General features: G+C 71.4%; 21 protein-coding genes and 1 riboswitch. Of the genes, 18 read left to right on the forward strand and 3 right to left on the reverse strand.

The window, feature by feature from the left end; all coding sequences use genetic code 11:
• Positions 1–31 precede the first annotated feature (31 nt).
• From shc to AB0C62_RS08715, 8 genes are all read left to right on the forward strand, one after another.
• Positions 32–2032: a squalene--hopene cyclase gene (shc, locus tag AB0C62_RS08680; protein WP_362970935.1), complete on the forward strand. Its 2001-nt coding sequence runs from the start codon at positions 32–34 to the stop codon at positions 2030–2032.
• The gene (locus AB0C62_RS08685; protein ID WP_362970937.1) at positions 2032–2673 is read left to right on the forward strand and encodes a 1-hydroxy-2-methyl-2-butenyl 4-diphosphate reductase; all 642 of its coding nucleotides are present in this window, start codon (positions 2032–2034) and stop codon (positions 2671–2673) included. The genes shc and AB0C62_RS08685 overlap by 1 nt, the downstream gene beginning before the upstream one ends.
• A 5-nt stretch (positions 2674–2678) precedes the next feature.
• Positions 2679–3701 (forward strand): adenosyl-hopene transferase HpnH, encoded by a 1023-nt coding sequence (gene hpnH, locus AB0C62_RS08690; RefSeq protein ID WP_081220430.1) that lies wholly within the window; start codon positions 2679–2681, stop codon positions 3699–3701.
• 4 nt (positions 3702–3705) lie between these two features.
• A complete protein-coding gene (gene ispG, locus AB0C62_RS08695) occupies positions 3706–4863 on the forward strand; it encodes a flavodoxin-dependent (E)-4-hydroxy-3-methylbut-2-enyl-diphosphate synthase (protein ID WP_362970939.1) in 1158 nt (385 codons plus the stop codon).
• Between the two features lie 27 nt (positions 4864–4890).
• A complete protein-coding gene (gene dxs / locus AB0C62_RS08700) occupies positions 4891–6843 on the forward strand; it encodes a 1-deoxy-D-xylulose-5-phosphate synthase (RefSeq protein WP_362970941.1) in 1953 nt (650 codons plus the stop codon).
• Positions 6840–8240: an aspartate aminotransferase family protein gene (locus tag AB0C62_RS08705; protein WP_362970943.1), complete on the forward strand. Its 1401-nt coding sequence runs from the start codon at positions 6840–6842 to the stop codon at positions 8238–8240. Before dxs ends, AB0C62_RS08705 begins: the two co-directional genes overlap by 4 nt.
• 61 nt (positions 8241–8301) lie before the next feature.
• Complete coding sequence (locus tag AB0C62_RS08710; RefSeq protein ID WP_362970945.1) at positions 8302–8952, forward strand: XRE family transcriptional regulator; 651 nt, start codon at positions 8302–8304, stop codon at positions 8950–8952.
• The gene (locus tag AB0C62_RS08715) at positions 8949–9098 is read left to right on the forward strand and encodes a DUF6126 family protein (RefSeq protein ID WP_239155109.1); all 150 of its coding nucleotides are present in this window, start codon (positions 8949–8951) and stop codon (positions 9096–9098) included. Before AB0C62_RS08710 ends, AB0C62_RS08715 begins: the two co-directional genes overlap by 4 nt.
• A 28-nt stretch (positions 9099–9126) precedes the next feature.
• Here AB0C62_RS08715 and AB0C62_RS08720 read toward each other — a convergent pair whose 3' ends face one another.
• Positions 9127–9924: a tyrosine-protein phosphatase gene (locus AB0C62_RS08720; protein ID WP_362970947.1), complete on the reverse strand. Its 798-nt coding sequence runs from the start codon at positions 9922–9924 to the stop codon at positions 9127–9129.
• Between the two features lie 199 nt (positions 9925–10123).
• Here AB0C62_RS08720 and AB0C62_RS08725 point away from each other — a divergent pair, with 199 nt between their 5' ends.
• From AB0C62_RS08725 to AB0C62_RS08735, 3 genes are all read left to right on the forward strand, one after another.
• Entirely contained in the window at positions 10124–12196 is a 2073-nt protein-coding gene (locus AB0C62_RS08725; protein WP_362970949.1) for an alpha-galactosidase, read from the forward strand.
• A 302-nt stretch (positions 12197–12498) separates the two neighbouring features.
• A riboswitch (cyclic di-AMP (ydaO/yuaA leader) is annotated at positions 12499–12656 on the forward strand.
• 4 nt (positions 12657–12660) lie between these two features.
• Entirely contained in the window at positions 12661–13575 is a 915-nt protein-coding gene (locus tag AB0C62_RS08730; protein ID WP_362970951.1) for a LysM peptidoglycan-binding domain-containing M23 family metallopeptidase, read from the forward strand.
• A gap of 282 nt (positions 13576–13857) precedes the next feature.
• Positions 13858–14643 carry an SGNH/GDSL hydrolase family protein gene (locus AB0C62_RS08735; protein WP_362971122.1) on the forward strand — a complete coding sequence of 262 codons (786 nt, stop codon included), beginning with the start codon at positions 13858–13860 and terminating at the stop codon, positions 14641–14643.
• A gap of 80 nt (positions 14644–14723) precedes the next feature.
• On the opposite strand, the gene AB0C62_RS08740 is transcribed toward AB0C62_RS08735, so the two are convergent.
• Positions 14724–15344 carry a TetR family transcriptional regulator C-terminal domain-containing protein gene (locus AB0C62_RS08740; RefSeq protein ID WP_362970953.1) on the reverse strand — a complete coding sequence of 207 codons (621 nt, stop codon included), beginning with the start codon at positions 15342–15344 and terminating at the stop codon, positions 14724–14726.
• 49 nt (positions 15345–15393) lie between these two features.
• Positions 15394–16572: a Glu/Leu/Phe/Val dehydrogenase dimerization domain-containing protein gene (locus AB0C62_RS08745; RefSeq protein ID WP_362970955.1), complete on the reverse strand. Its 1179-nt coding sequence runs from the start codon at positions 16570–16572 to the stop codon at positions 15394–15396.
• 358 nt (positions 16573–16930) lie between these two features.
• On the opposite strand from AB0C62_RS08745, the gene AB0C62_RS08750 reads away from it, so the two are divergent.
• From AB0C62_RS08750 to tdh, 7 genes are all read left to right on the forward strand, one after another.
• Positions 16931–18148 (forward strand): MBL fold metallo-hydrolase, encoded by a 1218-nt coding sequence (locus tag AB0C62_RS08750; RefSeq protein ID WP_362970957.1) that lies wholly within the window; start codon positions 16931–16933, stop codon positions 18146–18148.
• A 347-nt stretch (positions 18149–18495) separates the two neighbouring features.
• On the forward strand, positions 18496–20910 hold the full coding sequence (locus AB0C62_RS08755; RefSeq protein WP_362970958.1) for an ATP-binding protein: 2415 nt from the start codon (positions 18496–18498) through the stop codon (positions 20908–20910).
• Positions 20911–20984: 74 nt separating this feature from the next.
• Entirely contained in the window at positions 20985–21419 is a 435-nt protein-coding gene (locus tag AB0C62_RS08760; protein WP_081220442.1) for a roadblock/LC7 domain-containing protein, read from the forward strand.
• A 2-nt stretch (positions 21420–21421) separates the two neighbouring features.
• Complete coding sequence (locus tag AB0C62_RS08765; protein ID WP_081220443.1) at positions 21422–21793, forward strand: DUF742 domain-containing protein; 372 nt, start codon at positions 21422–21424, stop codon at positions 21791–21793.
• The gene (locus tag AB0C62_RS08770; RefSeq protein WP_355870952.1) at positions 21771–22370 is read left to right on the forward strand and encodes an ATP/GTP-binding protein; all 600 of its coding nucleotides are present in this window, start codon (positions 21771–21773) and stop codon (positions 22368–22370) included. Before AB0C62_RS08765 ends, AB0C62_RS08770 begins: the two co-directional genes overlap by 23 nt.
• Positions 22367–22954, forward strand: coding sequence for a GAF domain-containing protein (locus AB0C62_RS08775; protein ID WP_362970959.1), 588 nt, complete (start codon positions 22367–22369; stop codon positions 22952–22954). Before AB0C62_RS08770 ends, AB0C62_RS08775 begins: the two co-directional genes overlap by 4 nt.
• A 317-nt stretch (positions 22955–23271) precedes the next feature.
• A complete protein-coding gene (tdh, locus tag AB0C62_RS08780; protein ID WP_362970961.1) occupies positions 23272–24300 on the forward strand; it encodes an L-threonine 3-dehydrogenase in 1029 nt (342 codons plus the stop codon).
• Positions 24301–24316: the final 16 nt, after the last annotated feature.

Genomic DNA, 24316 nt, shown 5'->3' on the forward strand with positions numbered 1-24316 from the left:
CAGAGTCGTACCACTGCACGAAGGGGAAGCCATGACAGCGACGACCGACGGAAGCACCGGGGCACTTCCTCCCCGCGCTGCCTCGGCCAGCGAAATCCAGCACGACACTCCCGCGGCGGCCGGGACGGTCGAGACCCGAGACGCCGCCACGCGCGCCATGGCGCGTGCCACGGACTTCCTGCTCGCGCTGCAGGACGACCAGGGCTGGTGGAAGGGCGACCTCGAGACGAACGTCACCATGGACGCCGAGGACCTCCTGCTCCGCCAGTTCCTGGGCATCCGCGACGAGCCGACCACGCGTGGCGCCGCCCTGTTCATCCGCGGCGAGCAGCGCGAGGACGGCACCTGGGCCTCGTTCTACGGCGGCCCGGGTGAGCTCTCCACCACGATCGAGGCGTACGTCGCGCTGCGGCTGGCCGGGGACGCCCCGGACGCACCGCACATGGCGCAGGCGTCCGCCTGGATTCGTGAGCGCGGAGGGATCGCCGCGGCCCGGGTCTTCACCCGGATCTGGCTCGCCCTCTTCGGCTGGTGGAAGTGGGACGACCTCCCCGAACTGCCTCCGGAGCTCATCTACTTCCCGAAGTGGATGCCGCTGAACATCTACGACTTCGGCTGCTGGGCGCGGCAGACGATCGTGCCGCTCACCGTGGTGTCGGCGAAGCGACCGGTGCGGCCCGCGCCGTTCCCGCTCGACGAACTGCACACCGATCCCCGCCATCCCAACCCGGCCAAGCCGCTCGCCCGGGTGGCCAGTTGGGACGGGGCGTTCCAGCGTCTCGACAAGGCCCTGCACCAATACCGCAGGGTCGCGCCGCGCGCCCTGCGCAGGGCGGCGATGAACACGGCGGGACGCTGGATCATCGAGCGGCAGGAGAACGACGGCTGTTGGGGCGGCATCCAGCCGCCCGCGGTCTACTCGGTCATCGCCCTGCACCTGCTCGGCTACGACCTCGAACACCCCGTGATGCGCGCGGGACTTGCCTCGCTCGACCGGTTCGCCGTGTGGCGCGAGGACGGCTCCCGGATGATCGAGGCATGCCAGTCCCCGGTGTGGGACACCTGCCTGGCGACCATCGCGCTCGCCGACGCCGGGGTCCCCGCCGACCACCCGCAGCTCGTCAAGGCCGTGGACTGGATGCTCGGGGAGGAGATCGTCAGGCCCGGTGACTGGTCCGTCAAACGGCCCCAACTGCCGCCGGGTGGATGGGCGTTCGAGTTCCACAACGACAACTACCCCGACATCGACGACACCGCGGAGGTCGTCCTCGCGCTGCGCCGCGTCCGGCACCACGATCCGGACCGCGTCGAGAACGCCATCGGACGCGGGGTCCGCTGGAACCTCGGTATGCAGTCCAAGGACGGCGGCTGGGGCGCGTTCGACGTCGACAACACCAGCCCGTTCCCCAACCGGCTGCCGTTCTGCGACTTCGGCGAGGTGATCGACCCGCCCTCCGCGGACGTCACGGCGCACGTCGTGGAGATGCTGGCGGTCGAGGGACTCTCCCACGACCCCCGGACCCGCCGGGGCATCGAGTGGCTGCTCGCCAACCAGGAGACCGACGGCTCCTGGTTCGGGCGCTGGGGCGTCAACTACGTCTACGGCACGGGGTCGGTGGTCCCGGCGCTCGTGGCGGCGGGGCTGCCCGGATCGCACCCCGCGATCCGCCGGGCCGTGGCCTGGCTGGAGAACGTGCAGAACGAGGACGGCGGCTGGGGCGAGGACCTGCGCTCCTACGACGACGTCGGCGGGTGGAGCGGGCGCGGCGCCTCCACCGCCTCCCAGACCGGCTGGGCGCTGCTCGCCCTGCTGGCCGCGGGGGAGAGCGAGTCCAAGACGGTGGAGCGCGGGGTCGGCTGGCTCGCCGAGACGCAGCTGGCCGACGGCTCCTGGGACGAGCCGTACTTCACGGGGACCGGCTTCCCGTGGGACTTCTCGATCAACTACCACCTCTACCGGCAGGTCTTCCCGCTCACCGCGCTCGGCCGCTATGTCAACGGGGAGCCCTTCTCCGTCAAGGAGGGCGGCTGATGACCGGTCGGCCCGCTCCGGCACCGCTGCTGATCGCCTGCGCGCTCGGCATCGAGCACCTCGCGCTGCGCAGCGGCGACCGGAGCGGCGCCGACGGACCCGTCACCGTGCTGCGTACGGGGATGGGCCCGAGGGCCGCCGAGCGGTCCGTCACCCGGGTGCTCGACGACCCGGCACTGCGTACGGCGGCCGTGCTGGCCACCGGGTTCTGTGCGGGGCTCGCCCCGGGCATGCACCCCGGTGACCTGGTCGTCGCCGAGGAGACCCGGGCCCCGGACGGCACCACGCCGTGTGTGGGGGCCGATCTCCTCGTGAAGGAACTGGTGCGGGCCCTGCCCGGCCGCACCGTGCACAGGGGGCCGCTCACCGGCTCCGATCACGTCGTCCGTGGTCACGAGCGGTCGGATCTGCTCGCGACCGGAGCCATCGCCGTGGACATGGAGTCCGCGGCCACGCTTCTCGCCGCGGTCCGCGCGGGCACCCGCCCGGTTGCGGCCGTACGGGTGGTCGTGGACGCTCCAGAACATGAACTCGTCCGTATCGGCACGGTCCGCGGTGGAATATCAGCTTTCCGTGTTCTTCGTGCCGTGCTTCCCGCTTTCTTTGAATGGCACCGTTCTTTGTTGCTCCCTCGGAGGTGAGCCAGATGGCCATGCCGCTTCGGCAGTCCATGAAGGTCGCTGCATACCTGTTTGAACAGAAGCTCAAGAAGCGGGACAAGTTCGCGCTGATCGTCGAGTTGGAACCCCTCTTCGCGTGCAACCTCGCGTGCGAGGGCTGCGGGAAGATCCAGCACCCGGCGGGTGTGCTCAAGCAGCGCATGCCCGTGGCGCAGGCCGTGGGCGCGGTGCTGGAGTCCGGCGCGCCGATGGTGTCCATCGCCGGCGGCGAGCCGCTGATGCACCCTCAGATCGACGAGATCGTGCGGCAGTTGGTGGCCAAGAAGAAGTTCGTCTTCCTGTGCACCAACGCGATGCTGCTGCGCAAGAAGATGGACAAGTTCAAGCCCTCGCCGTACTTCGCGTGGGCCGTGCACATCGACGGGCTGCGTGAGCGGCACGACGAGTCCGTCGCCAAGGAAGGTGTCTTCGACGAGGCGGTCGAGGCCATCAAGGAGGCCAAGCGGCGCGGCTTCCGCGTCACCACCAACTCGACCTTCTTCAACACCGACACCCCGCAGACCATCATCGAGGTCCTCAACTTCCTCAACGACGACCTGAAGGTCGACGAGATGATGCTCTCGCCCGCCTACGCCTACGAGAAGGCTCCCGACCAGGAGCACTTCCTCGGCGTCCAGCAGACCCGGGAACTGTTCAAGAAGGCCTTCGCGGGCGGCAACCGGCGCCGCTGGCGGCTCAATCACAGCCCGCTCTTCCTGGACTTCCTGGAGGGCAAGGTCGACTTCCCGTGCACGGCCTGGGCGATCCCCAGCTACTCGCTCTTCGGCTGGCAGAAACCCTGCTATCTGATGAGCGACGGGTACGTGCAGACGTACCGGCAGCTCCTGGAGGAGACCGACTGGGACTCCTACGGCCGCGGCAAGGACGACCGGTGTGCCAACTGCATGGCGCACTGCGGCTACGAGCCGACGGCCGTCCTCGCCACGCTGGGCTCCCTCAAGGAGTCCATCCGCGCCTCCCGCGAGACCTTCTCGGAAAGCCGCGTGTGACGTCATGACCGCCGTTTCCTTGGGCCTCCCCGAGGTGCCGGTCCGGCCGATCGCGGAGCGCCGTGTCTCGCGGCAGATCCAGGTCGGACCGGTGGCGGTCGGGGGCGGTGCGCCTGTGTCGGTGCAGTCGATGACGACGACCCGTACGTCGGACATCGGTGCCACCCTGCAGCAGATCGCGGAACTGACCGCGTCCGGCTGCCAGATCGTCCGCGTCGCCTGCCCCACGCAGGACGACGCGGACGCCCTCGCGACCATCGCCCGGAAGTCGCAGATCCCGGTGATCGCGGACATCCACTTCCAGCCGAAGTACGTGTTCGCGGCCATCGAGGCCGGCTGCGCCGCGGTGCGCGTCAATCCGGGCAACATCAAGCAGTTCGACGACAAGGTGCGGGAGATCGCGAAGGCCGCGGGCGACGCCGGCATCCCGATCCGGATCGGCGTCAACGCCGGATCGCTCGACCGGCGGCTGCTCGAGAAGTACGGCAGGGCGACGCCCGAGGCGCTCGTCGAGTCGGCGCTGTGGGAGGCGTCGCTCTTCGAGGAGCACGGGTTCCGTGACATCAAGATCTCGGTCAAGCACAACGACCCGGTGATCATGGTCAACGCCTACCGGCAGCTGGCCGCCCAGTGCGACTACCCGCTGCACCTCGGTGTGACCGAGGCGGGCCCGGCGTTCCAGGGCACCATCAAGTCCGCCGTGGCGTTCGGGGCGCTGCTCGCCGAGGGCATCGGGGACACCATCCGGGTCTCCCTGAGCGCGCCGCCCGCCGAGGAGTGCAAGGTCGGCATCCAGATCCTGGAGTCGCTCGGGCTGCGGCAGCGGCGCCTGGAGATCGTCTCGTGCCCGTCGTGCGGACGCGCCCAGGTCGACGTCTACAAGCTGGCCGACGAGGTCAGTGCCGGCCTGGAGGGGATGGAGGTCCCGTTGCGCGTCGCGGTCATGGGCTGCGTCGTCAACGGCCCCGGCGAGGCGCGGGAGGCGGATCTGGGGGTCGCCTCCGGCAACGGCAAGGGGCAGATCTTCGTCAAGGGCGAGGTCATCAGGACCGTCCCCGAGTCGAAGATCGTGGAGACCCTCATCGACGAGGCGATGAAGCTCGCCGAGCAGATGGAGAACGACGGCGTCGCCTCCGGCGAACCGGCCGTCACCGTGAGCTGATCAGCACGGACCGAGAGGGGGCCCGACGTGACGATGCTGGAGAACATCCGGGGACCACGCGACCTGAAGGCGCTGTCCGAGAAGGAACTCGGCGAACTAGCCGAGGAGATAAGGGAGTTCCTGGTGCACGCGGTCGCCAGGACCGGCGGACACCTCGGACCCAACCTGGGGGTGGTGGAGCTGTCCATCGCCCTCCACCGGGTCTTCGAGTCGCCCGTCGACCGCATCCTGTGGGACACCGGCCACCAGAGCTACGTGCACAAGCTGCTGACGGGGCGTCAGGACTTCTCGAAGCTGCGCGGCAAGGGCGGCCTCTCCGGCTACCCCTCGCGCGAGGAGTCCGAGCACGACGTCATCGAGAACAGCCACGCCTCCACGGCGCTCGGCTGGGCCGACGGGCTCGCCAAGGCCCGCCAGGTGCAGGGGGAGAAGGGACACGTCGTCGCGGTGATCGGCGACGGCGCCCTGACGGGCGGCATGGCCTGGGAGGCGCTGAACAACATCGCCGCCGCCAAGGACCGGCCGCTGATCATCGTCGTCAACGACAACGAACGCTCGTACGCGCCGACCATCGGCGGTCTCGCGAACCACCTCGCGACCCTGCGGACGACCGACAGCTACGAGCAGGTACTCGCCTGGGGCAAGAAGGTCCTGCTGCGCACGCCCCTGATCGGCAACACCGTCTACGAGTCGCTGCACGGCGCGAAGAAGGGCTTCAAGGACGCCTTCGCGCCGCAGGGCATGTTCGAGGACCTCGGGCTCAAGTACGTCGGCCCGATCGACGGCCACGACCTCGGCGCCGTGGAGTCCGCGCTGCGCCGGGCGAAACGCTTCCACGGGCCCGTCCTCGTCCACTGCCTGACGGAGAAGGGCCGCGGCTACGGGCCCGCGCTCGCCCACGAGGAGGACCACTTCCACACCGTCGGCGTGATGGACCCGCTCACCTGCGAGCCCCTCGCGCCGTCCAACGGCCCTTCCTGGACCTCGGTGTTCGGTGAGGAGATCGCGAGGATCGGTGAGGAGCGCGCGGACGTCGTGGCGATCACCGCGGCCATGCTGCATCCGGTCGGGCTCGGGAAGTTCGCCGAGCGGTTCCCCGACCGGGTGTGGGACGTCGGCATCGCCGAGCAACACGCCACCGTCTCCGCGGCCGGACTCGCGACCGGCGGGCTCCACCCCGTCGTCGCCGTGTACGCGACCTTCCTCAACCGGGCGTTCGACCAACTCCTCATGGATGTCGCCCTGCACCGCTGCGGGGTGACCTTCGTCCTCGACCGGGCCGGCGTCACCGGCGTCGACGGCGCCTCGCACAACGGCATGTGGGACATGTCGATCCTCCAGGTCGTGCCCGGCCTGCGGATCGCCGCGCCGCGCGACGCCGACCAGCTGCGGGCGCAGCTGCGGGAGGCGGTCGCCGTCGACGACGCGCCGACCCTGGTCCGCTTCCCGAAGGAGTCGGTCGGGCCCGCGGTCCCCGCCGTGGACCACGTGGGCGGACTCGACGTGCTGCACCGGGGTGAGCGCCCCGAGGTACTGCTCGTCGCCGTGGGCGTGATGGCGCCGGTCTGCCTGCAGACCGCGGAGCTGCTGGAGGCCCGCGGCGTCGGCTGCACCGTCGTCGACCCGCGGTGGGTCAAACCCGTCGACCCGGCGCTGCCCGGGCTGGCGGCCGAACACGCCTTGGTCGCCGTCGTCGAGGACAACAGCCGGGCGTCGGGCGTCGGTGCCGCCGTCGCCCTGGCCCTCGGGGACGCCGACGTCGACGTGCCCGTACGGCGGTTCGGCATTCCGGACCAGTTCCTCGCCCACGCCAAGCGGTCCGAGGTGCTGGCCGACATCGGGCTCACCCCCGTGGAGATCGCCGGGCGCATCAGCGCCGGCCTGGCCGTCAGGGACGAACGGGCCCGGGCCGCGCAGGAGAAGTCGAAGGCCGCCGACGCACCGGCCCGGAACCAGTCGTCCAAGGAGAAGAAGGAATGACCGACCCAGCGGAGAAGGGGGAGTTCGACCTCGGCGCGCTCCTCGCCGAACGCGGAGCCGAGCGCTACGAGCTGCACACGAAGTACCTGAACCACCAGCTCCCGCGCATGCTGCACACCATCGGCTTCGACAAGGTCTACGAGCGGGCCGAGGGCGCCCACTTCTGGGACGCGGACGGCAACGACTACCTGGACATGCTCGCCGGGTTCGGCGTGATGGGCCTCGGCCGTCACCACCCCGTCGTCCGGCAGGCGCTGCACGACGTCCTCGACGCCTCGCTCGCCGACCTCACCCGCTTCGACTGCCAGCCCCTGCCGGGACTGCTCGCGGAGCGGCTGCTGGCCCACAGCCCGCACCTGGACCGGGTGTTCTTCGGCAACAGCGGCACGGAGGCGGTCGAGACGGCGCTGAAGTTCGCCCGGTTCGCCACCGGCAGGCCGCGGATCCTGTACTGCTCGCACGCCTTCCACGGTCTGACCACCGGCTCCCTGTCCGTGAACGGCGAGGACGGCTTCCGCGACGGCTTCGCCCCGCTGCTGCCCGACACCGCCGTCCCGCTGGGCGATCTCGACGCCCTGGCACGGGAGCTGAAGAAGGGTGACGTCGCCGCGCTGATCGTCGAGCCGATCCAGGGCAAGGGCGTCCTCGAAGCCCCGCCCGGATACCTGCGCGCGGCCCAGGAACTGCTGCACCGGCACAAGGCCCTGCTCATCGCCGACGAGGTGCAGACGGGCCTCGGGCGGACCGGGGACTTCTACGCCTACCAGCACGAGGAGGGCGTCGAACCGGACCTGGTGTGCGTCGCCAAGGCACTCTCCGGCGGCTACGTACCGGTCGGCGCGACCCTCGGCAAGGACTGGATCTTCAAGAAGGTCTACTCCTCGATGGACCGGGTCCTCGTCCACTCGGCGAGCTTCGGCTCCAACGCGCAGGCCATGGCGGCGGGGCTCGCGGTGCTCTCCGTCATGGAGAACGAGCAGATCGTCGCCAACGCCCGGGCCACCGGCGAGCAGCTCAAGTCCCGGCTGACCGCGCTGATCGAACGCTACGAGCTGCTCAGCGACGTACGCGGCCGGGGTCTGATGATCGGCATCGAGTTCGGGCGCCCCAAGTCGATCAAACTGCGCAGCCGCTGGACCATGCTCCAGGCCGCGCGCAAGGGCCTGTTCGCGCAGATGGTGGTCGTCCCGCTGCTTCAGCGGCACCGCATCCTCACCCAGGTCTCCGGCGACCACCTCGAAGTGATCAAGCTGATCCCGCCGCTCGTCATCGACGAGGGCGACGTCGACCGGTTCGTGGAGGCCTTCACCGCGGTGATGGACGACGCGCACAGTGGCGGCGGGCTGATGTGGGACTTCGGGAAGACCCTGGTGAAACAGGCGGTCGCGAACCGCTGAGCCTTTTTGCCTCTGGGGCAAGAAAATTGCCCCAGAGGCAATCCTCGGGCTCAATGGACCTATGAGTCCTGTCGATCCGGGGACGGCCGACGAACCGTCCGACGAAGCGTCCGCCGAGCTGCACGCCGTGGCGCCCCAGCTCCGTGCGCTGCGCCGCCGCGCCTCCCTCACACTGGAGGCCGCCGCCCGCGCCGCCGGACTCTCCCCGGCGCACCTCTCCCGACTGGAGACCGGTCAGCGCCAGCCTTCCCTGCCGATGCTGCTCGCCGTGGCCCGTGTCTACGGTACGACGGTCTCCGAACTGCTCGGCGAGACGGTCGCCGACCGCGACGCCGTCGTGCGCGCCGCCGACATGGACCCGACGCCCGCCGGCGGCTGGATCTACCGGCAGGCAGGCTCCTCCGGGCGCGGTATGCAGGCGCTGCGCGTGCACGTCCCGTACGGCTCGCAGGGCGACATCGTGCGGGTCCATCCCGGCGAGGAGTGGCTGTACGTCCTCGAAGGGCGGCTCCGGCTGCGTCTCGGGGACACCGCGCACGTCCTCGAACCCGGGGACAGCGCGCACTTCGACTCGCTGACCCCGCATCGCATCGCCGCCGCCGAGCGCGCCGGAGCCGAGCTCCTCTTCGTCCACACCCTGCTGCAGAGTCCGACCGCCGCGCTGTGCCTCGGCCCGGCGACCGGCCACCCGAACCCGGGAGAGACGTCATGACCGAACCCACCGAACCGCGCAAGCCGTCCATGGAGGAGAAGTTCCCGCGCGCCCTGTGGGTCCGGCTGATCATCTACGTGGCCGTCGGCCATCTCTTCGCGGCCTTCGTCTACCTGCTCTTCACGCTGGGTGCGCAGAACCAGTAGTCCGCGGCCGGCGGCGCGGGCACGTGGCTCAGTCCAGCAGGCGCTCGCGCAGGCGGTCGCGCAGCTCCGGGGTCAGCCCCAGCCCCTTCTCCAGGTAGGCGTCGACCCCGCCCCAGGTCTCCTCGATCGTCTCGAAAGCCGCCGTCAGATACTCCGCACGCGCGTCGAAGAGCGGGCTGAGCAGCTCCATGACCTCGGGGGAGTACGCGGAGGCGGCCGAGCTGGTGCGGTGCACCTTGTAGCGCCGGTGCGCGGCGTTCGACTCCAGGTAGTCGGCGACGATCGCGTCCCGCTCGACGCCGAGGGCGAGCAGGGTGATCGCGATGGACAGCCCCGCCCGGTCCTTTCCGGCCGCGCAGTGCATCAGCGCGGGCACGCCGTCCTCCGCCATCGAGCGCAGCACCCGGGAGTGCTCCGCCGTGCGCTCCGTGATGATCGCGCGGTAGGAGCCGATCATGCGGGCCGCCGCCTTGCCGTCGCCGAGGATGGCGCGCAGCTGGTCCAGATCGCCGTCACGGACCATCTTCCAGAACTCGCTGCCGTCCGCCGGGTCGGTCAGCGGCAGGTTCACGTTCCGCACGCCCGGCAGCTCGACGTCCGGGCCCTCCAGCTTCTGGTCCGCGGCGTTGCGGAAGTCGAAGATCGTGTGCAGGCCCAGGGAGGAGAGGAACGCGGCGTCCTCCTCGGTGGCGTGCGCGAGGTGGCCGCTGCGGAACAGCTGTCCCGGGCGCACGCGCCTGCCGTCCGTGGTGGGCAGGCCGCCCACGTCGCGGAAGTTGCGAACTCCGCCGAGCTCGGGCTCGGTCGACGGGACCTGCTGCGTCACGGGGGCTCCTCATCTTCGGCCGCGGGGGCCGCCGGACGGGGCCCGGTCGGCGCCCGGCGGCTGGTGTCTTCGGTCGCGCATCCGACGATACGACATGGGTTCCTGGGGCAATGAGTTGTCCACAGGCGTTGCCTCGCGCCCACGACTGCCCTGATGATGTTGATCCCTGATCGCACGTGTTCGCATCTGTGGGGGATTGATGATTGAGATCGGCGCCGACGGCCGGACCTGGCTCCTCACCGGAACGACCAGCGGCTACGCGCTGCACCTCACGGAACGCGACGAGCTGCTCCACCTGCACTGGGGCCCGCGGATCACGCTCGCCGACGCCGAGGCCCTCGCCGCCCGGCCGGCGCCGCCGTACCGGCCCTTCGACTCCCCGCTCGACGGACGCGAGGAGTACCCCGTCGAGGGCGGCCCCCGCTTCGTCCGCCCCGCCCTGTCCGTGCGGACCGACGAGCGGCGCGGCACGGAATGGCGCTTCGAGGACGCGACGACCGAGCGGGACGAGCTGCGGCTGCGCTTCTCCGACGCCGGGCTCCGCATCACCCTGCACTACCGGCTGCGCGGCGACGTCGTCGAACGCCATGTCACGCTCGCCAACGACGGGAGCGAGAGCCTGGAGCTGCTGCGCGCGGACTCCGCGACCTGGACGCTTCCCGAGCGGGACGGCTGGCGGCTGTCCCAGCTGCACGGCCGGTGGGCCGCCGAGTCCCGGCTGGTGCGCTCGCCCCTCACCTACGGCGAGAAGGTCGTCGGCAGCCGCCGCGGGCACACCGGACACCAGCACCTGCCCTGGGTCGCCCTCGACGTCGAGGCGAGCGAGGAGAGCGGCGAGGTGTACGGATGCGCGCTCGGCTGGTCCGGCTCCTGGCGGATCTCCGTCGCCCAACTGCCCGACGCGCGCGTGCAGATCACCGGCGGCGCGGGACACGACGACTCCGGACTGCTGCGCCTCGGACCGGGGGAGACCTTCGCGACACCCGTCTTCGCCGGGCTGTGGAGCGACGCCGGGTTCGGCGGCGCGAGCCGGGCCTGGCACGCGTACCAGCGGACGTACGTCATCCCGGACGCGGAGCGGGACCGGCCGGTGCTCTTCAACTCCTGGGAGGCCACCACCTTCGACATCTCGGAGGAGCAGCAGCGGGCCCTGGCGCGACGCGCGGCCGCGATGGGCGTCGAGCTGTTCGTGGTCGACGACGGCTGGTTCGGGGCCCGCACCCACGACCACGCCGGGCTCGGGGACTGGACACCCAACCCGGACCGCTTCCCCGCCGGACTCAAGCCGCTCGCCGACGAGGTGCACGCCCTCGGCATGCAGTTCGGCATCTGGGTCGAGCCCGAGATGGTCAACCCCGACAGCGACCTCTACCGCGCGCATCCCGACTGGGTGCAGTACCAACAAGGACGAACCAGGACGGAATTCCGCAATCAGCTCATACTGAACCTCGCCCGGCCGGACGTTCAGGAGTATCTCTGGGAGCGGCTCGACACCCTGCTCTCCGGCGCGCCGATCGACTACGTGAAATGGGACTTCAACCGCTCCTTCACGGACGCCGGCTGGCCCGGCGAGCGCTATCCGCAGAAGCTCTGGGTGGCCCACGTCGAGGCCTTCTACTCCCTCCTCGACCGGCTGCGCGCGGCGCACCCCGGCGTCGCCTTCGAGTCGTGCTCCGGCGGCGGCGGGCGGATCGACCTCGGTGTCATGGCCCGTACCGACCAGGTGTGGACCTCCGACAACACCGACCCGCTCGACCGGCTCGCCATCCAGCACGGCTTCAGCCAGGTCCATCCGGCCCGGATCATGGCCGCCTGGGTCACGGACAGCCCGAACGACCTGCTCAACGGCCGGGTCAGCTCGCTGCGCTTCCGCTTCGTGAGCTCCATGGCCGGGGTCCTCGGCGTCGGCGGCGACCTCAGCCGGTGGAGCGCGGAGGAGCTGGCCGAGGCGCGGGGCTGGGTCGAGCTCTACAAGGAGATCCGGCCGGTCGTGCAGCAGGGTGACCTCTACCGGCTGCGGCCCCCGGAGGGCGGGCTGAGCGCCGTGCAGTACGTGCTCGGCGACGAGGCCGTGGTCCTCGCGTGGCTGCAGGCGCAGCATCACGGAGTGCGCCCCGCCCCGCTCAGGCTGCGCGGGCTCGACCCGGCGGGCATCTACGAATGGGTCGAAACGGGCGAAGTGCACCGCGGCGCGGTGCTGCTGCATCACGGACTGCACACCGGACTGCGGGGCGATCTCGATGCGACGGTTATCCGCCTGCGTCGCATCTGACTGTTCTGTCCGAAATAGTGCCTTCATTCCAACTGGCCCTGGAATAAGGCGGCGTGAGCCGGGTCGCGTGAGCAGGGTCATATTCGTGACGATGTGTTGCCGTCGGCTTTTCTCAACGCACCGTTGATTATGGGCGAATTCAAAGCCGGGAAAGATCGTCTTTCCACGGAGTGTGACGGCGAATTCTCCATGGATCAAGAAAGGCGAGCGCACAGAATCCGCACATGGTTGTCGACGTGCTCGCATCTCGCTTACGTTCTGCCTCAATCCGGACGGACGCCCAATCCTGCCGCCGCCCGGAATCCGCACACTCACCCGTCCACGGCAGGAGCGGGGGACCCACAGGTTCCGCGCCTGGTCCGGTCTCCGGAACAGGCTAGGGGTACAGCCATGCAGCCGCGTGGCCGGGCATCTCCAGCCCGCACCCGACAGCTCACCTCGCAGGCGCCGGAGAGGAATTCGCCATGCCCGCGAAGGGTAAGCACCGCCGTCCCAAGTCCCTGCGTCTCACCCGCTCGATCGCCGTGGCCGGAACCGGTGGCGCCGCACTCGCGCTGCCGCTGTTGGGAGCCACCGGCGCCCACGCCGCGACCCCGGCCGCCGCCGTCACGCAGCACACCCAGAAGTCCGCCACCGTCGCCCCGGCCGCCGCGAAGGCCGGCACGTCGAAGACGTACGCGGTGAAGGCCGGCGACTACCTCGCCAAGATCGCCGACGACCAGCACGTCAGCGGCGGCTGGAAGAAGATCTACTCGGACAACCGCTCCGCCATCGGCAGCGACCCGTCCCTGATCCACCCGGGTCTGAAGCTGTCCCTCGGCGCGCGGGCCGCCACTCCGCAGGCCTCCGCCCCGGCGAAGCCCTCGGCCGCCAAGCCCTCGGCCGCCAAGCCCTCCGCCGCCAAGCCCGCGGCGGAGAAGGCCGACACGGCGAGCACGGCCACCAAGACGGCCGCCACCAGCAACAGTTCGGGCTACACCCTCCCCGTGGACGGCGCCGTCATCGGCACCAACTACAAGGTGGCGGGCAGCATGTGGTCCAGCGGCTACCACACGGGCACGGACTTCGTCGTCCCGACCGGCACCACCATCAAGTCCATCGCCGCCGGCACCGTCGTCTCCGCCGGCTGGGGCGGCGCCTACGGCAACCAGGTCGTCATCCAGCACGCCGACGGCCGGTACTCGCAGTACGCCCACATGTCGGCCCTGTCCGTCTCGGCGGGCCAGACCGTGACCGAGGGCCAGCAGATCGGCGTCTCCGGAGCGACCGGCAACGTCACCGGACCGCACCTGCACTTCGAGATCCGGACCACGCCCGACTACGGCTCGGACATCGACCCGGTCGCGTACCTGCGCTCGCACGGTGTCGCCGTCGGCTGACACCCCCTCGCCCGACCTGCTCCTGACGGCAGGCCCGCCTCCGAAGGCCGGACCCCACGATCCCCGGGGTCCGGCCTTCGGTGCCGTCCGACGCCTGCCCGGGTCGCTCTTCGCAGCGGCTGCCCCAACAGCCCTGACGAGAGCCTTATTCCACGGTTGACCAACACTTGACGAGTGGCTTATCTCACCGGCCGTCAACCCTTCCCTACGGTCGCGTAGCTCACATCCGAAGGTGAATCATGGGCCGACGTGGCAGACGATTCGAAGAGTGACGACAGATCAGTGATCGGGTCGTACGTGGCGGTGGGGGACAGCTTCACCGAGGGCGTCGGCGACCTGGGGCCGGACGGGGCCTTCGTCGGTTGGGCGGACCGCTTCGCGGTTCTGCTCGCGGACCGGCGACCCGAGGGCGACTTCAACTACACCAACCTCGCCGTGCGCGGGAGACTGCTCGACCAGATCGTCGAGACCCAGCTCGTCCGCGCCAAGGAACTCGGCCCGGACCTGGTCTCCTTCTCCGCGGGCGGCAACGACATCATCCGGCCCGGCACCGACCCCGACGAGGTCGCGGAGCGCTTCGAGCGAGCCGTCGCCGACCTCACCTCGGCCGTCGGCAAGGTCATGGTGACCACCGGCTTCGACACCCGTGGCGTTCCCGTGCTCAAGCATCTGCGCGGCAAGATCGCCACGTACAACGGCCATGTGCGGGCCATCGCGGACCGCTACGGATGTCCGGTCCTCGACCTGTGGTCCCTCAGGACGATCCAGGACCGCCGCGCCTGGGACGGCGACCGGCTCCACCTCTCGCCCGAGGGCCACACCCGGGTGGCGCTGCGCGCCGGACAGGTGCTCGGCCTGGAGGTGCCGGCCGACCCGGACCAGCCCTGGCCGCCGCTGCCGCCGCGCGGCACCTTCGAGGTGCGACGGGACAACATCCACTGGGCCCGCGAGTACCTGGTCCCGTGGATCGGCCGACGCCTGCGCGGCGAGTCCTCCGGCGACCATGTGGCCGCCAAGGGCGCGCTGTCCCCGGGCGACATCAAGTCACGCATCGAGTCGGTCGCCTGACCGGGAACCTCCCCGTTCACCGCGCCCCGGGCCCGTCGGGCCCGGGGCCGACTTGTCCGCGGCGAGCCGCGTCCGCGTCCCTACCGCACCCCCGCCACCAACTCGGCCCTCTCCAGCCCCAGTTCGCGGGCCAGGGCCTCGTCCGCCCATTGCTGGGTCCGGGCTCGGGAGACCGTGCCGCCGTAGGCGGTCATCTGGACGGCCAGGCCGTCGAGGAGGGCGGTGAGGCGCAGGGCCGCGCCGACCGGGTCGGGACAGTGGAACTCACCCGCGGCGACGCCCTCGGCGATCACTTCGGTGAGGGCCGCCTTCCACTGGCGGTCGAGATCGCGGGTGACCTCCAGCAGGGCCGGCTCGCGCAGCGCGGCCGCCCAGCCCTCGATCCACAGGCGCCACCCCTTGGCCTGGCCGGTGGGGGCGTACCAGCGGACGGCGGTCCGCAGCCGGCGCAGCGCGGTCGTGCGGCGGCCGAGCAGTTTGCGCAGGTGGGCGAGGTCGTCCTCGGCCGCGTAGGTGAACGCCGCCGCGACCAGCTTCTCCTTGGTGGAGAAGTGGTACAGGACGAGCGCGTTGCTGACGCCGAGGGACGAGGCCACGTCGGCGATCCGTACCGCCGCCACGCCCCGTGCCTCGATCTGTTCGACGGCGGCCCGCAACAATTCCTCGCGCCGCTCCGCCACGCTCAACCGCACTCTCGCCACGCGGCAACCCTACACAGCGCGGCCCCCCGCGGTCGGACACGAGTTCGCGTCATCCGTACCAGCCGAACCGCTCCGCGATGACCGGCAGCCGGTCGGTGACGATGGCGTGGGCGGCGGCCCGCGGTGTCGTCCCGTCGGCCTCCGCGCGGGCGAGCGTCTGGTCGATCAGCGCACGCATGGAGCGGCGGATGTGGGCGAACGCCTCGTCCGCGTCCGCGCCGATGTCGCCGAACAGCGTCCACCACCACCAGGCGTTCGTACCGGAGTTGACCACCACGTCCGGCAGGACGACGACCCCACGGGCGGCCAGCAGCTCCTCCGCGTCCGCCAGAACCGGCATGTTGGCCGCCTCGACCACCCAACGCGCCCTGATTCCGCCCTGGTTCAGCGTGTCGACGGCGTACGAGACCGCGGCGGGCACCAGCACCTCCGCGTCGGCGGACAGCCAGGCGTCGCCCGGCAGTTCACGGTCGCCGGGGCGCAGTGCGGCGCGGTCGACGGTCCCGTACGCGTCCCGGGCCGCGAGCAGCGCCTCGACGTCGAGGCCGTCCGGGTTCGCGAGGGTCCCCTTGACGTCGGCGACGGCCACCACCTTCAGACCGGCGCGCACGAGGAACCGTGCCGTGGCTCCGCCCATCGTGCCGAGCCCCTGGACCGCGACCCGCGTCCCCGCGTACGGGACCCCCGCCCGGTCCAGCGCGGCGAGCACCGACTCGGCGACGCCGCAGCCGCCGGCCAGTTCGTCGAGGCCGATGCCGTCGACCTCGACCGCGAAGGCGTCCGCGAGCCGTCGCCGGGCCGCCGTCTCGTCGTCGAGGAGCGGGTAGACCGCCTGGATGGACGAGACGAGCCCGGCCTCCGTGGCGGCCCGGTCGACCAGGTCCTGGGAGAGGCCGAGATCCTCGCCGGTCGTCCAGAAGGACTCGATGTACGGACGCATCGCCCGCAGGTAGCGCACCAGCAGGTCGTACGCCCCCGGGTCCTGGGGGTCGCAGTCGATGCCGCCCTTGGCGCCGCCCAGCGGGACGTACCGGCCGTCCGGGTCGTAGTGCAGCGCCTCCTTCATGGTCATCCCCCGGGCCAGCCCGGTGACCTCGTCCAGCGTGCAGCCGGGCCGCATCCGCAGGCCCCCGCTCGCCACGCCACGGACGAGCCGGTCGACGACGAGGTAGCCCTGGCGGCCGGTGACGTGGTCCGTCCAGGTGAGCGACATGAGGGGGGTGGTCATCGGATCTCCTCGGGGACGGCCGGCAGGGTGGTACGTGGGTGAACGGGGGTTTCCCCCTTGAGATCTCGGATGACATCCCGGATCAGTACTGAATCATCGTTCAGTATCGAAACCGGTGCGTCGTCCTGTCAACGCGCCCGGGTGCCCGGCGGCCGGGCATCGGGCAGGGCGGGCGCCGCCGTCCGCCGGAGTGCGGCGGCGGCGAGCACGTTCCCCTCGGGCGGAAGAAGCGGGTCCGTGTCGGGGTTGAGCAGCACAGGCCCGGACGGACGGACATCGCGTCGTGACCGGGGCGACGCGGCGCCGTCAGAGGCGACGACCATAATGAAAGCCTGACCGACTCCTTCTGGAGGTACCCGTGACCGGTTTCCGTACCCTGAGCTCCGGGCTCCGCTCGCTGCGGCCCGCCGCCTTCGGCGCGGACCCGGGCGGCGCGCGCATGGAGCGCATGCGCAACTCACCGAACTTCGCGGACGGTGTCTTCCAGAACCCGGAGAGCGCCCGCACCCGCCCCGACGGCTCGATGCTGGAGTTCGCGAAGGTCTACTTCCGCAAGGAGGAGCGCCTCCATCGCTCCCCGGCCGGGACCGTCCCCGTGCACCCCACGACGGTCGCCGACCTGGCCAGGCCCGCCGCGACCGGCCTGCGGATCACCTGGATGGGGCATTCCAGCGTCCTCGCCGAGATCGACGGGCACCGCGTGCTCTTCGACCCCGTCTGGGGCGAGCGCTGTTCCCCCTTCGCCTTCGCCGGACCCAAGCGGCTGCACCCGGTGCCCCTGCCGCTGGCCGCGCTCGGCCCGGTCGACGTCGTGGTGATCTCCCACGACCACTACGACCATCTCGACATGCCCACGATCAAGGCGCTGGCCGGTACGGACACGGTGTTCGCCGTCCCGCTCGGTGTCGGCGCCCACCTGGAGCGCTGGGGCGTCTCCGCGGACCGGCTGCGCGAGCTGGACTGGAACGAGTCGACCAAGGTCGGCGGGATCACCCTGACGGCGACACCGGCCCGGCACTTCTGCGGCCGTGGCCTGCGCAACATCCAGCAGACCCTCTGGGCCTCCTGGGTCGTCGAGGGCGACGCGCACCGGATCTACCACAGTGGTGACACGGGCTATTTCCAGGGCTTCAAGGACATCGGCGCGGCCCACGGTCCGTTCGACGCCACGATGATCCAGATCGGCGCGTACAGCGAGTACTGGCCGGACATCCACATGACGCCCGAGGAGGGCATGCGCTCCCACCTCGACCTCCAGGGCGGGCAGCCCTCCGGCGTGATGATGCCGATCCACTGGGCCACGTTCAACCTGGCGAACCACACCTGGGCCGACCCGGGCGAGGGCACCGTGGCCGCCGCCCGCGCGGTCGGCGCGACGGTCGCGCTGCCGCGCCCCGGCGAGCCCTTCGAGCCCACCGGCGAGAGCGTCCCCTCCGAGCCGTGGTGGCGCGGGGTCGCCCGTACGCCCGAGGGCGGCTGGCCGGTCGTCGAGGAGGCGGCCGCCGACACACCGGGTGACACCGCCGACAGTGCGGCGGAGGGCACGGGGGACCCGGAAGCGGTGCCGGCGGGCTGACGATCACGTCGAAGGCGAGGGCCGAGGAGCACGATGCTCCTCGGCCCTCGCCTTTTGTTTGCGACCGCTTCTGACCAGCTCCGATCGGATCCGAACTCGGCGCGAACGTGTGTCCAAAAGGGTTATCGGTCAGCTGTACGAGACCTCATACCAGAGCGGGACGCTGACCGGGAGAGTTTGTCAACAGCCCATCGCAGCTGATGCGTTGACGACTACTGTCAGTTGCCGTCGGGCGACGCAGGGACGAATTCTTCGGCTCTGGGCGACCGGCATCGCGATGGCGCATGCCCGAGTCGCGCAGACCCGCGGGAGCCCTGTGCCCCGACGCATCCAGTACGAGGACGCCGATGTCTCACCTTCGCGCACCGGCCGCACGCGCAGACCGCCGTGAGGGCGGGCGACACGGACGACCCGTCGCCCGCGCCACACCCTCACCGCCCGAGACGCACCTGCGGCCCCAGCTGCTGCGCCTCGCGGTCCTGCCGCCCACGGCGGTGGCCCTCAGCGCGTGCGCGGCCGTCCTGTTCACCGTCCGCTCCACGGGCGCCCGGCCCGGACCCGCCCTGTGGGCGGTCCTCGCCGGAGCCGTGGCCGTCGCCATGGCGGGCATCCTGATCGCCGCCGTCGCGGCCGACCGCGCCGCCCTGTCCGTGGGCGAGCGCACAGGAGCCCTGCGCCGCGCCAGCGCCCGCGCCGAGGCCGACCTGCACACGGTCGTCGAGGGTCTGCGGCGCGGCGAGACCCCGCCCGCCCGTACGTCCCGCCGGCAGCCTCCCGTCGACGCCGACGACTTCGAACTGCTCGCCGCCGACATGTCCCGCGCCCACGACGGGGCCGTCGCCGCCGTCGTCCAGGCCGCGCGGCTCTCCGGCCACACGGGCAGCGAACAGACGGTCGAGGTCTTCGTCAATCTCGCCCGGCGCCTGCAGTCCCTGGTGCACCGGGAGATCTCCATCCTCGACGAGCTGGAGAACGAGATCGAGGACCCCGACCTCCTCAAGGGCCTCTTCCACGTCGACCACCTCGCCACCCGCATCAGGCGCCACGCCGAGAACCTGGCCGTGCTCGGCGGCGCCGTCTCGCGCCGCCAGTGGAGCAACCCCGTCTCCATGACCGAGGTGCTGCGTTCCGCGATCGCCGAGGTGGAGCAGTACTCGCGGGTCAAGCTCGTGCCCCCGATCGACGGCACCGTGCGCGGCCACGCGGTCGCCGACGTCATCCACCTGCTCGCCGAACTCGTCGAGAACGCCACGGTGTTCTCCGCCCCGCACACCCAGGTCCTGCTGCGCGTCAACCTCGTCACCTCGGGTCTGGCCATCGAGGTCGAGGACCGCGGGCTCGGCATGCAGCCGGGTGAGCAGCACAAGATGAACACGCTGCTCGCCGACCCCGACCAGGTCAATGTCGCCGGCCTGCTCCAGGACGGGCGCATCGGTCTGTTCGTCGTCTCGCAGCTCGCCCGCCGGCACGGCATCCACGTACGGCTCCAGAGCAACATCTACGGAGGTGTCCAGGCCGTACTCGTCGTCCCGCAGGAACTGTTGGGCTCGGCGCCCGGTGTCCTCGGGGACGCCACGGGTCGGCGGGAGACGGGCGGCGGACAGCTGCCGCCGGGCGGGCCCCAGCCCCCGCATGCGGGACAGGTATCGGTCGCACCCGCGGGCCGTCAGGTGGCGCCCGTACCGCGCCAGGCGCAGCGGGAACTCACGCCGGGAGAGACGCCCCCGCGGGTCCCGCCACGCGGGCAGGCGCCGGGGCACGCGTCGGGTCCGGTGCCGAGCGGCGGTCCCGCACCGCTCCCCAGCCGCGCCACCCGTGCCGGACGTCCCAACCCCGCCGACGCCGTCCCCGGCATCCGGCCCGCGGACCGGATCGCCGCGGCGGAGAACGCGGGGATGCCACCGACTCCGCGTACGGGCGCCGTACGGGGGACCATGGGCAGGCCCCACCTGCCCAAGCGGCGCGCCCAGGAACATCTCGTCCCGCAACTGCGCGAGGGCCCCACGCCCCGGCAGGACTCGGAGGAGGTCGTCGGGCACGACCCGGGTCTCATGGCCGCCTTCCAGCGAGGCATCGGACGGGCGGAGGCCGCCCACGCCCGGGCGGCGGGCGGACCGGGCGCGCCCCTGGGTCCGGCCGAGGAGGCGCCCACCGGTCCGTCGGCCGCGCCGGTCGGCGGCCCCCTGGATCTCCTCCGCGCGGACCTGCTGCCGCCGAACGGCGTCGGACCCGGCCTGCCCCGACGACCCGGCACCGACCACCCGGGCGGCGGCCTCCCGGGCGGCGGCCTCCCGGAGCAGGACCGCGGGATGCGGAACCCGGGCGAGCGGGCCCCCACGGCTCCGCACCACTTGGACGACTTCTCCGTCGGCCATGGCGAACCCGGCCGTGACGACCTCCGGCACGGGGAACTCGGCAACGGCGCTCTCGGCAACGGCGCGCTCGGACGGGACGGCGTGAGCCCGGTCGGCACCGGCCCCGACGACCCGGCCCCCCTCGCGCCGGGCGGCCCGCTCCCGTACCGGCCGCGCCCGGAGGCGCTCCGCACGGACGGGGCCGGCCCCGCCGACGGGACGCCCTCGCCCGGTGTCCTTTCCGACGGCACGGACTTCGTCGGCGTACCTCCGACGAACGGAACACCGACGCCGTACACGGGCGACGCGCACACCACCACGTACGCGCCGTCGTCGCACGAGAACCGGGACACCGCGCCCGGACACGACCGCACCGGCCGGCACGACGGGAGCGCACCCGCCGGATGACCACCCCCACGACCACCCCCACACCGCCCCCCACCGCTCCCGCGGACCTTCGTACCTCAAGGAGTCGATCCCCCATGGCGAGCGATGCGCCGACCGGCCACGTTTCCGACCTCGACTGGCTGATGAGCGGCCTCGTCCAGCGCGTTCCCCACACCACGAGCGCCGTGCTGCTCTCCTGCGACGGGCTCGTGAAGTCGGTCCACGGCCTGGACCCGGACAGCGCCGACCACATGGCGGCGCTGGCGTCCGGCCTCTACTCCCTCGGGCGCAGCGCGGGCGTGCGTTTCGGGGACGGCGGCGACGTCCGGCAGGTCGTCGTCGAACTCGACTCGACCCTGCTGTTCGTCACCACGGCCGGCTCCGGCACCTGTCTCGCCGTGCTCGCCGGGCGTGAGGCGGACGCCGCGGTGCTGGGCTACGAGATGGCCATGCTGGTCAAGAGCGTCCGGCCCTACCTGGTCACCGCGCCCCGACAGCACGCCGTCGAAACCCCGGCGATGAGGTCGTGAGCGTGGCCACGGCCGGCGACGGGCCCTGGCTCGACGACGCGGCGGGGCGCCTGGTGCGCCCCTACACCGTGAGCAACGGCCGGACCCGGCCGTCGACCGCTCTCGACCTCCTCTCGCAGGTCAGGGCCACCGGAGCCACACCCCTCGGCTACCTGGGGCCCGAGCACAGCCAGGCACTCGAACGGTGCCGGGCACCGGTCTCCGTCGCGGAGATCGCCGCCCACCTGAAGCTGCCGGCGGCGGTCACCAAGGTGCTGCTGTCCGACCTCGTCGACTGCGGGGTGCTCACCACGAAGCCCCCCGAGTTCCACCACAACCCCACTGACCGGTCTCTTCTGGAGGCAGTGCTCGATGGACTACGACGACAGCTCTGACCCGTTCCCCACCGCACTGAAGATCCTGGTGGCGGGCGGGTTCGGAGTCGGCAAGACGACCTTCGTCGGCGCGGTGAGCGAGATCGCGCCGCTCAGCACGGAGGAACTGCTCACCACGGTCAGCGCCGCGACCGACAACCTCGACGGCATCGAGAACAAGGTCGAGACGACCGTGGCGATGGACTTCGGCCGGATAACCCTCGACCCGGAACACGTGCTCTACCTGTTCGGCACCCCCGGGCAGGAGCGGTTCTGGTTCATGTGGGACGAACTCTCCGAGGGCGCGCTCGGCGCGGTGATCCTCGCGGACACGCGCCGGCTGGAGGACTGCTTCGCGGCGGTCGACTTCTTCGAGCAGCGCGGCCTCGGCTTCATCGTCGCGGTGAACGAGTTCGACGGCTCGCACCGCTACAGCCCCGACGAGGTGCGCGCGGCCATCGACCTCGACCCCGAGATCCCGGTCGTGCCCTGCGACGCGCGGATCTCCAGTTCGGGCGTGCAGACCCTGCTCACCCTGGTCCGCCATCTGCTCGCCCACGCGCCGGTCCGCGCGCCGGGGCAGGGAGCACGGACATGAGCTACGACCCGCCCCGGCCGTCCGGCCGACTGCTGCTGACCCCGGAGGACAAGGACGCCCCGGCCCGGGTGCGGAGGCTGCGCCGGCTAGGGCTGGGGGAACGGGCCGAGCCGGTGTTCGACGCGTTCGCGGACCGCCTGGCGGAGGTCGCGGCCGCCCCGTACTCGAAGGTCACCTTCATCGGCGAGGAGCAGCAGTTCTTCGCGGGCCTGCACACCCCGGACCGGGGCGGGCGGACGGACGGCGGCGCCACGGCGGGGGACGGCGGCGCGCGGCCGGTGGGCCGCCGGATGGGCCGGGAGTACGGCTTCTGCCCGCACGTCGTGGTCCGCCGCAAGGCGCTCGTCCTGGAGGACGTCAGCGACTATCCGCGTTTCGCCGGCAATCCGCTCGTCGACGAGATCGGCGTGCGCTCGTATCTGGGCGCTCCGCTCATCGACAGCACCGGGATCGCGCTCGGCACCATCTGTGTCGAGGACGTCGAACCGAGGCCGTGGGGAAAGGCGGGTCTGGAGACCATCAAGTCGATGGCGGCGGAACTGGCCGGACAACTCGAACGGCGGGAAGCGGCCCGGGGCTTCTGACGTGATGGCGGGACACGGAGCCTCGGCCCTCCGGTCGGTCCCGGCCCGACCTCGACGGCAGGTGACGAGCCCCGGTGCCACGGGGCCGAAATGCGGATTCCGGGCGCCGGGAAGTCGAGGAGAGGGAAACGCGAAAGGGCGGAGAAGGGGCCGGAGAAATCCCGGGCGTGAAGGAAAGCTGGGGCCGCGCTTAAGAAATCCTCGATGGACCGGAGGTACCGTCGTAGGGCAGATTCCTCAGGGAATTCACCCCTCTCCCCGGTACGGGCTGCCTTCGGCGCGCCCTTTCCCGGGACCTCACCCACAGGAGCCGTCGCGTGAAGGCGCTGGTCAAGGAGAAGGCGGAGCCCGGGCTCTGGCTCACGGACGTCCCCGAGCCGCAGGCAGGCCCCGGCGACGTGCTGATCAAGGTCCTCAGGACCGGCATCTGCGGCACCGACCTGCACATCCGCAACTGGGACGGCTGGGCGCAGCAGGCCATCACGACGCCGCTCGTCCTCGGCCACGAGTTCGTCGGCGAGGTCGTCGAGACCGGCCGCGACGTCGCCGACATCAACGTCGGGGACCGGGTCAGCGGTGAGGGTCATCTCGTCTGCGGCAAGTGCCGCAACTGCCTCGCCGGTCGCCGTCACCTCTGCCGTGCCACGGTCGGCCTCGGCGTCGGCCGCGACGGCGCGTTCGCCGAGTACGTCGTGCTGCCGGCCGCCAACGTGTGGGTGCACCGCGTCCCGGTCGACCTCGATGTCGCCGCGATCTTCGACCCGTTCGGCAACGCCGTCCACACGGCCCTGTCCTTCCCGCTGGTCGGCGAGGACGTGCTGATCACCGGAGCCGGACCGATCGGCCTGATGGCCGCCGCCGTGGCCCGCCACGCGGGCGCCCGCAACGTCGTCATCACCGACGTCAGCGAGGAGCGCCTCGAACTGGCCCGCAAGATAGGGGTCAGCCTCGCGCTCAACGTCGCGGGCTCGACGATCGCGGACGGCCAGCGCACCCTCGGCCTGCGCGAGGGCTTCGACATCGGCCTGGAAATGTCTGGCCGCCCCGAGGCCATGCGCGACATGATCGCCAACATGACGCACGGCGGCCGGATCGCGATGCTGGGTCTGCCCTCCGAGGAGTTCCCGGTCGACTGGTCCCGGATCGTCACCTCCATGATCACGATCAAGGGCATCTACGGCCGCGAGATGTTCGAGACGTGGTACGCGATGTCGGTCCTGCTGGAGGGCGGCCTCGACCTCGCCCCCGTGATCACCGGCCGGTACGGATTCCGCGACTACGAGGACGCGTTCGCCGACGCCGCCAGCGGCCGTGGCGGCAAGGTCATCCTCGACTGGACCCTCTGAGGACTCTAAGGAACTG

Source organism: Streptomyces sp. NPDC048643, from assembly GCF_040650615.1.
In the GTDB taxonomy this organism is placed as follows: domain Bacteria; phylum Actinomycetota; class Actinomycetes; order Streptomycetales; family Streptomycetaceae; genus Streptomyces.